This is a genomic window from Paraburkholderia sp. J7, assembly GCF_905220155.1.
Taxonomy (GTDB): Bacteria; Pseudomonadota; Gammaproteobacteria; order Burkholderiales; family Burkholderiaceae; genus Paraburkholderia.
The window spans coordinates 630,810-644,707 of sequence record NZ_CAJMYZ010000001.1; the positions used below are offsets into that span (position 1 = coordinate 630,810).

12 protein-coding genes and 1 riboswitch are annotated in these 13,898 nt (G+C 65.3%); of the genes, 11 read left to right on the forward strand and 1 reads right to left on the reverse strand.

Annotated features, from left to right (window positions below):
* Positions 1-48: 48 nt before the first annotated feature.
* The gene (locus U5A58_RS02810) at positions 49-1,677 is read left to right on the forward strand and encodes a GMC family oxidoreductase (protein ID WP_321960184.1); all 1,629 of its coding nucleotides are present in this window, start codon (positions 49-51) and stop codon (positions 1,675-1,677) included.
* 247 nt (positions 1,678-1,924) lie between these two features.
* A complete protein-coding gene (locus U5A58_RS02815; RefSeq protein WP_321960185.1) occupies positions 1,925-3,661 on the forward strand; it encodes an OmpA family protein in 1,737 nt (578 codons plus the stop codon).
* A gap of 72 nt (positions 3,662-3,733) precedes the next feature.
* Here the strand turns inward: U5A58_RS02815 and U5A58_RS02820 are convergent, their stop codons facing one another.
* Positions 3,734-4,681 carry a LysR family transcriptional regulator gene (locus U5A58_RS02820; RefSeq protein WP_321960186.1) on the reverse strand — a complete coding sequence of 316 codons (948 nt, stop codon included), beginning with the start codon at positions 4,679-4,681 and terminating at the stop codon, positions 3,734-3,736.
* A gap of 154 nt (positions 4,682-4,835) precedes the next feature.
* On the opposite strand from U5A58_RS02820, the gene U5A58_RS02825 reads away from it, so the two are divergent.
* From U5A58_RS02825 to U5A58_RS02865, 9 genes are all read left to right on the forward strand, one after another.
* Entirely contained in the window at positions 4,836-5,315 is a 480-nt protein-coding gene (locus tag U5A58_RS02825; protein WP_321915313.1) for a CidA/LrgA family protein, read from the forward strand.
* A gap of 38 nt (positions 5,316-5,353) precedes the next feature.
* Positions 5,354-6,076 (forward strand): LrgB family protein, encoded by a 723-nt coding sequence (locus U5A58_RS02830; protein ID WP_321960187.1) that lies wholly within the window; start codon positions 5,354-5,356, stop codon positions 6,074-6,076.
* Positions 6,077-6,215: 139 nt separating this feature from the next.
* Positions 6,216-6,752 (forward strand): hypothetical protein, encoded by a 537-nt coding sequence (locus tag U5A58_RS02835; RefSeq protein WP_321960188.1) that lies wholly within the window; start codon positions 6,216-6,218, stop codon positions 6,750-6,752.
* Between the two features lie 71 nt (positions 6,753-6,823).
* A riboswitch (S-adenosyl-L-homocysteine riboswitch) is annotated at positions 6,824-6,943 on the forward strand.
* 33 nt (positions 6,944-6,976) lie between these two features.
* The gene (gene ahcY / locus U5A58_RS02840; protein WP_321960189.1) at positions 6,977-8,395 is read left to right on the forward strand and encodes an adenosylhomocysteinase; all 1,419 of its coding nucleotides are present in this window, start codon (positions 6,977-6,979) and stop codon (positions 8,393-8,395) included.
* A gap of 182 nt (positions 8,396-8,577) precedes the next feature.
* A complete protein-coding gene (locus tag U5A58_RS02845) occupies positions 8,578-8,931 on the forward strand; it encodes a phage holin family protein (RefSeq protein ID WP_028203399.1) in 354 nt (117 codons plus the stop codon).
* A gap of 52 nt (positions 8,932-8,983) precedes the next feature.
* Positions 8,984-9,814 (forward strand): methylenetetrahydrofolate reductase [NAD(P)H], encoded by an 831-nt coding sequence (gene metF / locus U5A58_RS02850; protein WP_158758848.1) that lies wholly within the window; start codon positions 8,984-8,986, stop codon positions 9,812-9,814.
* 336 nt (positions 9,815-10,150) lie between these two features.
* Complete coding sequence (locus U5A58_RS02855) at positions 10,151-11,785, forward strand: ABC transporter substrate-binding protein (protein ID WP_321915308.1); 1,635 nt, start codon at positions 10,151-10,153, stop codon at positions 11,783-11,785.
* A 127-nt stretch (positions 11,786-11,912) separates the two neighbouring features.
* Complete coding sequence (locus tag U5A58_RS02860) at positions 11,913-12,926, forward strand: ABC transporter permease subunit (protein ID WP_321915307.1); 1,014 nt, start codon at positions 11,913-11,915, stop codon at positions 12,924-12,926.
* A 54-nt stretch (positions 12,927-12,980) separates the two neighbouring features.
* A complete protein-coding gene (locus U5A58_RS02865) occupies positions 12,981-13,898 on the forward strand; it encodes an ABC transporter permease subunit (RefSeq protein ID WP_321960190.1) in 918 nt (305 codons plus the stop codon).

Below are 13,898 nucleotides of genomic sequence, written 5' to 3' on the forward strand. Positions count from 1 at the left end.
GGCCGCAGTAAGCGCTAAAGCGCTAACTGCGGCCGACAGAGGGAGACGATGCAATACGACTACATCATCGTGGGCGGCGGCTCGGGCGGCGCGTCGCTGGCGGGGCGCCTGGCCGATCGTTGTCCGCAGGCGAGCATCGCGCTCGTCGAGGCCGGGCCGCACACGGCGCGCAATCCGTTCGTCAACATGCCGCTTGGCGTCGCGGCGCTCGTCCCGTTTCGCACGAAAAACAACTACGCCTATGAAACCGTGCTGCAGCCGGGGCTCGCCGGGCGGCGCGGTTACCAGCCACGTGGCCGAGGCTTCGGCGGCTCGAGCGCCATCAACGCGATGATCTACACGCGCGGCCATCCGCTCGACTACGACGAATGGGCGCAGCTCGGCTGCACGGACTGGGCGTGGCGCGACGTGCTGCCGTACTTTTTGCGCGCCGAGGACAACGAGCGCGGCGCGAGCGCCTGGCATGGCGCGGGCGGCCCGCTAAGCGTGGCCGACCTGCGCGAGCGCAATCCGGTGGCCGTGCGCTTCGTCGAGGCCGCGCGCGCGGCGGGCTTCCGGCTGAACGACGACTTCAATGGCGAGGAGCAGGAGGGCGTTGGCTTCTATCAGGTGACGCAGCGCGGCGGCGAACGCTGCACGGTGGCGCGCGCATATTTGTATGCGCGCGAGCGGCCGAACCTGCACCTGATCGCCAACGCGACGGTCCTGCGCGTGACCTTCGACGGCGCGCGCGCAAGCGGCGTGGAGCTTGCGCGCGGCGGCGCGACCGAGACACTCCAGGCGCGCGCCGAGGTGATCCTGGCGGCGGGTGCGTTCAACTCGCCGCAAGTGCTCATGTGCTCGGGCATCGGCCCCGCCGACGATCTGCGCGCACTTGGCATTGCAGTGCGCCACGACGCGCCCGAAGTCGGCCGCAATCTGATCGACCATATCGATTTCACCTTCAACAAGCGCGTGCATTCGAGCGAGACCGTGGGCTACTCGCTGCGCGGCGCGGCGCGCATGACCGCGGGCTTCGTGCGTTATCTGCGCGGGCGGCGCGGCATGCTCACGACCAATGTGGCGGAGGCGGGCGGCTTTCTGAAGAGCCGTCCCGAACTCGACCGGCCCGACCTGCAGCTGCACTTTTGCACGGCGCTCGTCGACGATCACAGCCGCCGTTTGCATTGGGGCCACGGCTATTCGCTGCACGTGTGCGTGCTGCGCCCGGCGAGCCGCGGCACAGTCACGCTCGCGAGTGCCGACGCGCGCGTGGCGCCGGTGATCGATCCGCGCTTTCTCTCCGATACGCGCGACGTCGACGCGCTCGTGCAGGGCGCGCGTCTTGCGCGGCGCATACTCGACGCGCCCGCGCTCGCGCAGTTGGGCGGCCGCGAACTCTACACACATGGCGAGCAGAGCGACGCGCAACTGCGCGACACGATCGCCCGCCACGCCGATACGATCTATCACCCCGTTGCGACCTGCCGCATGGGCGGCGACGCGCGCTCCGTCGTCGATCCGCAATTGCGCGTGCGCGGCGTGGAGGGTCTGCGCATTGCCGACGCCTCGGTCATGCCGACACTCATCGGCGGCAACACGAATGCGCCGAGCGTGATGATCGGCGAGCGTGCGGCCGACTTCATCGCACAAGCGAGATACGCGCGCGATACGGTGCATCAGCGCATCGACGCCTGACGCCCGATTTCGCTTTTTCCTACTTCATTGCATGGGCTCATCGCAGGCTGGCCAGCGAGGCGCATCGTCGTCCCGTTGCAACCGCAACATCGCGCAATGTCGCGACTAGTCCAGATTTTCGGGGCTTTTCGTCAAACAATGTGCGGTTTGCCGTTCGCGTGCTTTTTCGAGATTTCGCACTCCCTATAATCGCGCTCGCATTTGGGCGTGTCAGGTGGCGCGTCCGCGAACTGGAGGGTCCGCCTCGATGAGCATCAATGTTTTTCAACTGCTGGAAACCGTGCTGAGCGACAACGTCGTCAAGACGATGGGAACGCGCTACGGGCTCACGCCCGACTTCACGCGCAAGGTCGCGGGCGCCGCCGCACCGGCCATCATGGCCGCCATCATGCATCGCGGCGCGACGCCCGAAGGCGCGCGCAGCCTCTTTTCCACGATCATGTCGTCCGACGCGAACCCGCTGATCGGCAAGCAGCTGCCCGAGTTGCTCGCGAGCACGGCGGGCCTGGGCCAGCTCGAAGCCACCGGCCGCGAACTGGTGCAGAAGGCGACCGGCGCGAATGTCGGCGCGCTCGCCGACGCGGTCGCCGCGCAAACCGGCGCGCCGCAGTCCACGGCCTTTTCGCTCACCGGCGTGGTTGGCGCGGCCGTCTTGGGGATTCTCAAGCAACACTTCACCGCTTCCCAGGGCTTCGTCGGACAACTGCCGACGCTGCTGGGCCATCAGCTCCCGTCAGTCAACGCGAGCCTGACCGACCATCTGGCGAGCGCTGTCGGACTTGGCAGCGCCGCTGCGTTTGCGGGCTCGATCATGAGCCGCCTGAAGGATGTCTCCGCGCATCTCGATCATCCGCAGCCCGTGGTGCGTCCGGTGCCGGCCTCGGTGCCGCCGCAGACCGTGGCCCAGTCCACGCCGCCCATCGCCGAAGAGAAGCGCCGCCATCACTGGCTCTGGTGGCTGCTCGCCGCGCTCGCGCTGATCATCGCGTTCTTTGCGCTGCGTTCGTGCCAGCGCGATGAGGCGGCGACGCAGGACGCCGCGCAGCCTGCATCGGCCAGCACGATCGCGCCGGGTGCGGTCGCCGCATCGGATGCGGATAGCGCTTCGGCGCCAGTGGCCACGTCTGACGCGGCCGCTTCTGCCACGGTCGCTTCCGGCCCGATCGCGGCCGCGAGCGATGCCGCTCCTGCGCCGACCCAGGACGCGCATCTGTCGTTCACGGTCGACAAGTCCGGCGTGCCGACGATCACGGCGACGGTCGGCACCGAAGCCGAGAAGACGCAACTCATCGACGCCCTCACGAAGCAGTTCGGCGCAGGCAAGTTCACCGCCAACGTGAACGTCGACGCCGCGACGAAGCCCGCCGAGTGGCTCGCGCACCTCGACGGCCTGCTGCCGCTCATGGCGCTGCCCGGTGCGGAAGTGAAGATCGACGGCACGCACGTCGAACTGAGCGGCACGGCCGCCGACGCGAAGGCAGGCTGGCTCGACAAGCTCAAGGCGCTGTTCGGCTCGGGCTTCGACATCGGCGTGTTCAACGTGCAGAAGGCCGTGGCCGATGCGACGCAGTCGTTCCGCGACGCCGTGAAGGGCCTGTTTGGCACGGACAGTTCGTGCGCAGGCGCCGATGTGGCGAAGGTGCTCAACCTGCAGGTCGTGAACTTCAAGACGGGCAGCTCGATCGTGCCGGCTTCCGCAGCCGACGATCTGCGCCAGTCGGCGCGTGCGCTGATCGCGTGCTCTAAGCGCGGCCAGCCGGTCTCGCTCGAAGTGGCGGGCTACTCGGACAACCTGGGCGACAAGGCGGCGAATCTCGCGCTTTCGAAGCAGCGCGCGCTCGCGGTGCGTACCTACCTCGCGTCGCAGGGCGTGTCGCTGAGCGGGCTGACGGCGCAGGGCTATGGCGACGCGAATCCGGTGGCTAGCAACGACACCGAAAGCGGCCGCTTCCACAACCGCCGCATCGAGTTCGTGGCGAAGTAATCCGAAGTACGGATTACGCGTGCGAGATGCCGTCCGGCGCAAGCCGGGCGGCTTTTTTCATTGCACACCGCTTCAGCCGGGCTTGCCCGGCTGCTTCTCCATCCCGGGCGGATGCACGAAGTCATCGAGAAACGTGAACGGCTTGCCGTACTCCGCGCGCGCAACGTCGAGCCAGGCGCGCGCCGCGTGCGAGAGATAACCGCTGCGCTTCCAGCCGATCGCCATGTCCCAGGTGATTTGCGGCTCGCTCACGGGCAGGCAGGTGAAGCGCTCGGCGTCGAGTCGGCGCACATAGGGCGCGGGCAGCAGCGCAATGCCCACGCCTGCGAGCACGAGCGCCGCCATCAGGTCCCAGTGGCCGCTGCGCCCCACCACCTGCGGCACGAAGCCGGCCGTGCGGCACGCGTTCAGCACGACGTCGTTGAGCGCGAGGCTTTCGCCGTAGAACACAAACGGTTCGCCGGCCAGTTCCGCGAGCGGCACGGCGAGTTTGTTGTCCCAGCGCGAGCCGCGCCGCGCGACGAGCCACAGCAGCTCGTGCGCGATCGGCAGGACGTCGATGAGCGCGGGATCGACGGGCAGCAGTACGCCGCCTAGCTCCAGTTCACCCGAGATCAGCGCGGCTTCGATGGCGCGCGAGCCCTGCTCGAACAGCTTCAGCTCGATCTTCGGATAACGCTGGCGGAATGTGGCGATGGCGGGCGTGAAGAGCGAGCCGCCCATCGGCGGAATGCCGATGGTGAGTTCGCCGCGCCCGAGCGTGCCGAGATCGGCGAGTTCGGCCTGTAGCTGCGCCTGGGCGGCGAGCACGTCCTGGCCACGCTGGTAGACGATCCGCCCGGCGTCGGTGAGCACCATCTGGCGCGCGTCGCGCAGCAGGAGCTGCGTGCCGGTCTCGTCTTCGAGCGCCTTCACCATCTTGCTGATGGTCGGCTGCGTGACGTGCAGTTTTTCGGCCGCGGCGGTGAAGCTCTGTTGCCGCACCACCTCGATGAAATAGCGAAGCGCGCGCAGTTCCACGATCGGGACTCCACAAATGTGCAGGAAGCACGCCCAGCGGGGTGCTGAGTTGGTGCATTCCAATATGGAATGTAGCAGATGATTCTAAGTCATTATGTTTATGCTGCGCTGCACCCTATACTGACTTCCATTCCAGTGTCACTTAGGGTTTGCCATGACTACCTCGAACACGACCGCGAAAGTTTCCGAAAGCGCCGCGCGCAACGTGGGCGGCGTGGCGAGCCTCGGCCGCCGTATCGGCCGCATTGCCGTGCAGTCGGCGCTGCTCGCGGGCGTCTGGTATGCCGCCGACTTGCTCACGCGTGTCACGCACCTGCCGGTGCCGGGCGGCGTGGTCGGCCTCGTGCTGCTGCTGGCGCTGCTCTTTTGCGGCGGCGTCACGCCGCGCTGGGTGAAGGCGGGCGCCGACTGGCTGCTCTCCGACATGCTGCTGTTCTTCATCCCGGCCGCCGTGGCGGCCGTGAAATACGGCGGCCTGTTTCGCGCCGACGGCTGGCGCCTCGCGCTCGTCGTGGTTGGCGGCACGCTGATGGTGATGGTGGCCGTGGCGTTCGCGGTCGAACAGGCCGCAAAGCTCGAGCGGCGTCTCGCGCTGCGCCGCGTGCGTGATTCGCGCCATCTGGCGCGGGCTTGAGGCTGCAACGCACTGAACAGAGAGAGGGTGATTCCGTCATGAACACGTTTTATGCGTCCCTGTTCGCCGACGACGCAGCGCGGCTCATCGCCGCCGGCTGTTTCATCCTCACCGTTGCGCTCTATTTCGTCTCGAAGGCGCTCTATGCGCGCTTTCGCTCGCCGTGGCTCACGCCGCTCGTCGCGGTGCCCGCGGTGCTCGCCGTGTTCGTGCTCGTGCTCCATATTCCGTACCCCGTCTACTTCCAGGACACGCGCTGGCTCATGTGGCTGCTCGGCCCGGCCACGGTGGCCTTCGCGGTCCCGATCTACGAATACCGCGATCTGCTCAAGCGTCACTGGATTTCGCTCACGGTGGGCGTGACGGTCGGCATCATCGTGGCGGTGGGCGGCTCGCTCACGCTGGCCAAGCTCCTGCATCTCTCACCTGATCTGCAGCGCAGCCTGATGACGCGCTCGATCTCCACGCCGTTCGCGCTCGCGGTTTCGGACAAGATCCACGCGCCGCGCGACCTCACCGCGCTCTTCGTGATCGCCACGGGCGTGTGCGGCATGCTGTTCGGCGAGCTGGTGCTCGGCCTCGTGCCGCTGCGCACGCGGCTTGCGCGCGGCGCGCTCTTTGGCGCGGCGGCGCACGGCGTCGGCACGGCAAAGGCGCGCGAGTTGGGCAGCGAAGAGGGCGTGGTGGCGAGCCTCACGATGATGATCGCGGGCGTGGTGATGGTGCTGCTCGCGCCGGCGCTGGGTTTCCTGCCTGTTTAATTCACGGCGCGATCGTTCGGCGCGGGCGGACTTTATCAGGATGGACCTTTGCCGGACGCGGGTAGGATTCGCCGTCTCGTCGTGTAGGTCGCTCTCGGATGTGGCTTACGCACGTTGTCGGTCACCCTCATCCTGTTCCATGCAACCGATCACCATCATCGTCGCGTGCTACAACGGCGCGGCCACGCTTGCCCGCGCGCTCGCCGCCGCGCACTCGCATCTGGAGCAGCATCCGCACGAAGCAGCGATTCGGCTTGACGTCGACTATGCGGGCTTTCCGGACCGGCTCGCCGCACACCCCGATTTCGCCAGGCACGCCGAAGCGATCAGCAATACGGCGCCGAGCAGTCTCGTGATCCGCCGTGGCGCGTTTCTCGCGCTGGGCGGCTTTCCCATGGACGAAACCTTTCGCCGCCACGGCGGCGAAGACGGTGCGCTCGCATGGGCGCTGAGCGAGGCCTTCGGGCAGCGCCGCCTGATCGACGCGAAGCGGGTGCGTCTGCACTATCGCTCGGGGATGGCCGCGGAACGCTATTTGAGCCTTCAGCTGGGCTTGAGCGCGGTGCCGGCGGCCCTGCAGGGTGAAACGCTGCGCGCTTCGGAAGCCTTTCTCGCCACGGCAATGGCTAGCGTGCGGCAGACGCGCGGACTCGCGTTGCGGGGCCAGGGCCATTGAGGCGCGCGGCCCCCGGTCGGTCACGCAGCCGCCATCCAACTGGCCGTCTCAATTTGCTACAATCACGCCTCGTCTTCGAGGAGCGTTGCGACGGGTTTTCTCTAACCCGCCAGGCTCGAAGGCGCTCAATACGGTTGATTCGAGGGCACGATGCCGCGAAGTCGCCGCACTGAAAACGGCGCTCACGTCTTTAATTTCTAGTCACTTTTAGAAAGGAGGGCGTGATGAACGCCGCAGTTCCGCAAGATCAAGCCAAAGATTTCATCGTTGCCGACATGTCGCTCGCCGCATGGGGCCGCAAGGAACTCAACATCGCCGAGACCGAAATGCCGGGCCTCGTGCAAACCCGCGAAGAATACAAGGCGCAGCAGCCGCTCAAGGGCGCGCGTATCGCCGGTTCGCTGCACATGACCATCCAGACGGGCGTGCTGATCGAAACGCTCACGGCGCTCGGCGCCGACGTGCGCTGGGCCTCGTGCAACATCTTCTCGACGCAGGACCACGCTGCCGCCGCCATCGCGCAGGGCGGCGTGCCGGTGTTCGCGTTCAAGGGCGAATCGCTCGACGAATACTGGGAATTCTCGCACCGCATTTTCGAATGGCCGAACGGCGAATTCGCCAACATGATTCTCGACGACGGCGGCGACGCAACGCTCCTGCTGATCCTCGGCTCGAAGGCTGAAAAGGACCGCTCGGTCATCGCCAAGCCGACGAACGAGGAAGAAGTCGCGCTGTACAAGTCGATCGCCGCGCACCTCGACATCGATCCGACGTGGTACTCGAAGCGCCTCGCGCACATCAAGGGCGTGACCGAAGAAACGACGACGGGCGTGCACCGCCTGTACCAGATGGAGAAGGAAGGCCGTCTGCCGTTCCCGGCCATCAACGTCAACGACTCGGTCACGAAGTCGAAGTTCGACAACCTGTACGGCTGCCGCGAGTCGCTCGTGGACGGCATCAAGCGCGCGACCGACGTGATGATCGCGGGCAAGATCGCTGTCGTGGCCGGTTACGGCGACGTGGGCAAGGGCTGCGCGCAATCGCTGCGTGGTCTCGGCGCGACCGTGTGGGTCACGGAAATCGATCCGATCTGCGCGCTGCAAGCCGCGATGGAAGGCTACCGCGTCGTGACGATGGAATACGCCGCCGACAAGGCCGACATCTTCGTGACGGCAACGGGCAACTACCATGTGATCAACCACGACCACATGAAGGCGATGCGCCACAACGCGATCGTCTGCAACATCGGCCACTTCGACTCGGAAATCGACGTCGCTTCGACGCGCCAGTACACGTGGGAAAACATCAAGCCGCAGGTCGACCACATCATTTTCCCGGACGGCAAGCGCGTGATCCTGCTGGCCGAAGGCCGCCTCGTGAACCTCGGCTGCGCCACGGGCCACCCGTCGTTCGTGATGTCGAACTCGTTCACGAACCAGACGCTCGCGCAGATCGAACTGTTCGTCGAAGGCAGCAAGTACGAGAACAAGGTGTACGTGTTGCCGAAGCACCTGGACGAAAAGGTCGCGCGTCTGCACCTCGCGCGCATCGGCGCGAACCTCTCGGTGCTGTCCGACGAGCAGGCTTCGTACATCGGCGTCGAGAAGAACGGTCCGTTCAAGCCGAACCACTATCGCTACTAAGCCGGTCGCGGGCTGGTTACAGCCCGATACAAACGCGCTAAACGCGGCTTGAAGTTTTAAGCCGCGTTTAAGCGGTCAAGCGGATGCTGACCCCAATCCCCGCACGCAACGCGTGGGGACCGCGGGCGGCATCCGCCGCCGGCATCTGGCGATACAAAAGCAACGACGCAAAAGGAGTCCTTATGACCGTGCTGCTGACCTGGCTGATCAACGCGCTCGCGCTCCTGATCATCACCTGGCTCGTTCCGTCGATCCATATTCGCAGTTTCGGCACCGCGCTCATCGTCGCGATCGTGCTCGGCCTCATCAACGCCGTGCTGCGCCCGCTGCTGATCGTGCTCACGCTGCCCGTGACCATCCTCACGCTCGGCCTGTTCATCCTCGTGGTGAATGCGCTGTGCTTCTGGCTGGCGGCGTCGCTCCTCAAGGGCTTCGAGGTGTCGGGCTTCTGGTCGGCATTTTTCGGCTCGATCCTGTACAGCATCGTCTCGTGGCTGCTTTCGGCGCTGATTTTCGGCAACCGCAGCCTCGGCTGATGCGGGCCCGGGCCGCTCACCTACGCGGCCTGGCCTCACTGGCCTCATCAACATGAAACCGATCGAACTCTCATTCGAATTCTTCCCGCCGAAGACGCCGGACGGCGTGGAAAAGCTGCGCGCCACGCGCGCCCAGCTCGCCACGCTCAAGCCGAAGTTCGTCTCGGTGACGTTCGGCGCGGGCGGCTCGACGCAACAGGGCACGCTCGACACCGTCGTCGACATCGCGAAGGAAGGCATCGAGGCGGCGCCGCACCTCTCGTGCATCGGCTCCTCGAAAGAAAGCCTGCGCGCGATTCTCGGCGAGTACCGCTCGCACGGCATCCGCCACATCGTCGCGCTGCGCGGCGACCTGCCCTCGGGCATGGGCGCGGTGGGCGAGCTGCGCTACGCGTCGGAGCTCGTTGCCTTCATCCGCGAGGAAACCGGCGACGCGTTCCACATCGAAGTGGCCGCGTATCCCGAATACCACCCGCAGGCGCGCTCGCCGCGCCACGACCTCGAAGCGTTCGCGCAAAAGGTGAAGGCGGGCGCGAATTCGGCGATTACGCAGTACTTCTTCAATGCGGACGCGTATTTCCGCTTTGTCGACGACGCGAAGAAGCTGGGCGTGGATATTCCCATCGTGCCCGGCATCATGCCGATCACGAACTACTCGCAGCTCATGCGCTTTTCGGAGATGTGCGGCGCCGAAGTGCCGCGCTGGGTCGCGAAGCGTCTGGAAAGCTTCGGCGACGATCGCGAGTCGATTCGCGCGTTCGGGCTCGACGTGGTGACGGACCTGTGCCGCCGCCTTATGGAGGCGGGCGTGCCGGGCATCCACTTCTACACGCTCAACGCGGCGCAGGCCACGAAAACGATCTGCGAGCGCCTGGGGTTCTAAGGCGCTCACTGGCGACGAGCCAGGCGTCAACAAACCGCGCGGTTCCCGGACTCCCGGGCCGCGCGGTTTTTTTTTGAGGGTAGGACGGTGCGGTTGACGTGCGTCAGGAACGCATGGCCGCCCTCGAGCGCGCGTCAAAGCGGCGCGCGATTATCGTTATCCGGCGCAATAAAAGAGGGGCAAAGGTACGCTGCACCGCACCATGCGGCAACAAGCGATCCTGTCAACCCGGCGTTTTCCACAGGCGACGGGACTTTTGGCTTGCTTGTGACTGCGGCACCTGCTCAAGTAAGATCGCGCTACGCTGGCGCAAGCCGGCACTGAACTGGAGGAAACATGAAAGAAAACAAACTGTTGCGTGCTGCCCGATTGACGTCTCTCGTGGCGCTCGCAGCGGCATCGATTGCTGGAGCCCCGCTCGCGCACGCCGCGCAAAGCATTCCGAACAAGACGCTCGTCTACTGCTCGGAAGGCAGCCCCGCTGGCTTCGATCCGGCGCAATACACGACCGGCACCGACTTCACCGCGAACACGTTCACCGTCTACAACCGTCTCGTCGAATTCGAACGCGGCGGCACGAAGGTCGAACCGGGCCTCGCAGAATCGTGGGACGTTTCCCCGGACGGCAAGACCTACACGTTCCATCTGCGTCATGGCGTGAAGTTCCAGACCACGTCGTTCTTCAAGCCCTCGCGCGAATTCAACGCCGACGACGTCGTGTTCACGTTCGACCGGATGCTCAACCCCAACAACGCGTTCCGCAAGGCGTACCCGGTCTCGTTCCCGTACTTCACGGACATGGGCCTCGACAAGCTGATCGCGAAGGTCGAGAAGGTCGACCCGTACACGGTCAAGTTCACGCTGAACGAGCCGAACGCGCCGTTCATCCAGAACATGGCGATGGAATTCGCCTCGATCCTCTCGGCTGAATACACGGATCAGCTGATGAAGGCCGGCAAGGCTGCCGACCTGAACCAGAATCCGGTCGGCACGGGTCCGTTCATCTTCAAGAGCTACACGAAGGACGCGACGATCCGTTTCGACGGCAATCCTGACTACTGGAAGCCGGGCGCCGTGAAGCTTTCGAAGCTGATCTTCTCGATCACGCCGGATGCCAGCGTGCGCGTGCAGAAGATCAAGCGCGACGAATGCCAGGTGATGAGCTATCCGCGTCCCGCCGACATCGCGCCGCTGAAGGCCGAGGCGAACATCGCGATGCCGTCGCAGCCGGGCTTCAACCTGGGCTACCTGTCGTACAACGTCACGCACAAGCCGCTCGACAACGCGGACGTGCGCCACGCGCTCGACATGGCGATCAACAAGAAGGCGATCATCGACTCGGTGTACCAGGGCGCGGGCCAGCTCGCCACCAACCCGATGCCGCCGACGCAATGGTCCTACGTCAAGAACCTGCCGGCCAACGCGTACGACCCGGAAAAGGCCAAGGCGCTGCTCGCCAAGGCTGGCCAGTCGAACGGTTTCGAGATCACGCTGTGGGCCATGCCCGTGCAGCGCGCCTACAACCCGAACGCGCGTCTGATGGCCGAAATGATTCAGGCCGACTGGGCCAAGATCGGCGTGAAGGCGAAGATCGTCACGTATGAGTGGGGCGAGTACATCAAGCGCGCGCACGCGGGCGAGGACGACTCGATGCTGATCGGCTGGACGGGCGACAACGGCGACCCCGACAACTGGCTCGGCACGCTGCTCGGCTGCGAGGCCGTGAACGGCAACAACTTCGGCAAGTGGTGCTACAAGCCGTTCGACGAACTGGTCCAGAAGGGCCGCCAGACGTCGGATGTTGCGCAGCGCACCAAGTTCTACCAGGACGCGCAGCACATTTTCGCGCAGCAACTGCCGTTCTCTCCGATCGCTCACTCGACCGTCTATCAGCCGGTCAGCAAGAAGGTGATCGACATGCGCATCGAACCGCTCGGCTACGCGCGCTTCGACGGCGTGGGCATGCAGTAATGTTTATCGGGTAGTTTTCGCCCAGCTTTCACCTGATCGGAAAGCGGGCGAAATATGGTCCGGCGACCGGGGTCACGAGCCCCTGTCGCCGGTTGCGTTTCATTTCAAGCTTTTGGGGGAACACCACATGTTCCGCTTCGTATTGCGCCGCATCGGCATGGTCATACCCACGTTCATCGGTATCACCATTCTGGCGTTCGCACTCATCCACCTGATTCCGGGCGACCCCATCGAAGTGATGATGGGCGAGCGCGGCGTCGATCCGCAAATGCACGCCGAGGCGATGCACCGCCTGGGGCTCGACGAGCCCCTGCCGATGCAGTATTTCCACTACGTCTGGCACGCCATCCACGGCAACCTCGGGACCTCGATCATCACCAATACGAGCGTGATGGGCGAGTTTCTCGCGCGCTTTCCCGCCACCGTCGAGCTGTCGATCTGCGCGCTCATTTTCGCGCTCGCAGTCGGCTTGCCCGCTGGCGTGTTCGCGGCACTGCGGCGCGGCACCGTCGTCGATCACGGCGTCATGGGCACCGCGCTCACCGGCTACTCCATGCCGATCTTCTGGTGGGGGCTCATCCTCATCATGGTGTTCTCGTCGAAGCTCGGCTGGACGCCTGTGTCGGGCCGCATCGCGGTGGAATTCGACATTCCGCACGTGACCGGCTTCATGCTGATCGACTCGCTCCTGCCCGGCACCGACGAAGGCGCGTTCAAGTCGGTCGTGAGCCACCTGATCCTGCCGGCTATCGTGCTCGGCACGATTCCGCTCGCCGTGGTCGCGCGTATGACGCGCTCGTCGATGCTCGAAGTGCTGCGCGAGGATTACATCCGCACCGCGCGCGCCAAGGGTCTTTCGCCCGTGCGCGTGATCGTCGTGCATGCGCTGCGCAACGCGCTCATCCCCGTGGTGACCGTGATCGGCCTGCAGGTCGGCACGCTGCTCGCGGGCGCGGTGCTTACCGAAACGTTGTTCTCCTGGCCGGGCATCGGCAAATGGCTGATCGACGCGATCAGCCGGCGCGACTACCCGGTGGTGCAAGGCGGCATTCTCATGATCGCGACGCTCGTGATCGTCGTGAACCTGTTCGTCGATCTGCTGTACGGCGTGCTCAACCCACGCATTCGACATACGAGGTAAGCGAGCCATGAAAATGCGAACCCCACAACACACCATTGAACACCAGGAGGCATGATGGCTGACATTCAGAACACCGTGCCTCGCGCCGTCACGCCGCCTTCGGGCCGCGCGCTCGTGCTGCGCGAATTCTGGGCGAACTTCTCGCGCAACAAGGGCGCCGTGGGCGCCGGCGTGATCGTGCTCGTGCTGATCTTCGTCGCGATCTTCGCGCCGCTCATCGCGCCGCACAGCCCCATCGAGCAATATCGCGACTTCGTGAAGATTCCGCCCGCCTGGCTCGACGGCGGCAACTGGAAGTTCATTCTCGGCACCGACGAAGCGGGCCGCGACATCCTCTCGCGTCTCATGTACGGCGCGCGGCTCTCGCTGTGGATCGGCTGCGTTTCGGTCGTGCTCGCGCTGATTCCGGGCATCGTGCTCGGTCTCGTGGCCGCGTTCTTCGAGAAGTGGGCCGATACGCCGATCATGCGTCTCATGGACGTGCTGCTGGCGCTGCCCTCGCTGCTGCTCGCGGTCGCTGTGGTTGCAATCATCGGCCCGGGTCTCACGAACACCATGCTCGCCATCGCGATCGTGGCGCTGCCCGGTTACGTGCGTCTCACGCGCGGTTCGGCATTGGGCGAACTGCACAAGGAATACGTGACCGCTTCGCGCGTGGCCGGTGCCGGCACGATGCGCCTGATGTTCTCGCAGGTGCTGCCCAACTGTACGGCTCCGCTGATCGTGCAGGCGACGCTCGGCTTTAGCTCGGCGATTCTCGATGCCGCCGCGCTCGGCTTTCTCGGCCTCGGCGTGCAGCCGCCGCGGGCGGAGTGGGGCGCGATGCTCGCCTCGGCGCGCGACTATATCGACAGCGCATGGTGGATCGTCACGATGCCTGGCCTTTCCATCCTGATCTCGGTGCTCGCGATCAACCTGCTCGGCGACGGGCTGCGCGACGCACTCGATCCCAAGCTGAAGCGGATGGCCTGA

Bases quoted from the DNA above. Each gene is read 5' to 3' on its own strand.
- U5A58_RS02810 (WP_321960184.1), top strand. From the start codon at position 49: ATGCAATACGACTACATCATCGTGGGCGGCGGCTCGGGCGGCGCGTCG.
- U5A58_RS02815 (WP_321960185.1), top strand. From the start codon at position 1,925: ATGAGCATCAATGTTTTTCAACTGCTGGAAACCGTGCTGAGCGACAAC.
- U5A58_RS02825 (WP_321915313.1), top strand. From the start codon at position 4,836: ATGACTACCTCGAACACGACCGCGAAAGTTTCCGAAAGCGCCGCGCGC.
- U5A58_RS02830 (WP_321960187.1), top strand. From the start codon at position 5,354: ATGAACACGTTTTATGCGTCCCTGTTCGCCGACGACGCAGCGCGGCTC.
- U5A58_RS02835 (WP_321960188.1), top strand. From the start codon at position 6,216: ATGCAACCGATCACCATCATCGTCGCGTGCTACAACGGCGCGGCCACG.
- ahcY (WP_321960189.1), top strand. From the start codon at position 6,977: ATGAACGCCGCAGTTCCGCAAGATCAAGCCAAAGATTTCATCGTTGCC.
- U5A58_RS02845 (WP_028203399.1), top strand. From the start codon at position 8,578: ATGACCGTGCTGCTGACCTGGCTGATCAACGCGCTCGCGCTCCTGATC.
- metF (WP_158758848.1), top strand. From the start codon at position 8,984: ATGAAACCGATCGAACTCTCATTCGAATTCTTCCCGCCGAAGACGCCG.
- U5A58_RS02855 (WP_321915308.1), top strand. From the start codon at position 10,151: ATGAAAGAAAACAAACTGTTGCGTGCTGCCCGATTGACGTCTCTCGTG.
- U5A58_RS02860 (WP_321915307.1), top strand. From the start codon at position 11,913: ATGTTCCGCTTCGTATTGCGCCGCATCGGCATGGTCATACCCACGTTC.
- U5A58_RS02865 (WP_321960190.1), top strand. From the start codon at position 12,981: ATGGCTGACATTCAGAACACCGTGCCTCGCGCCGTCACGCCGCCTTCG.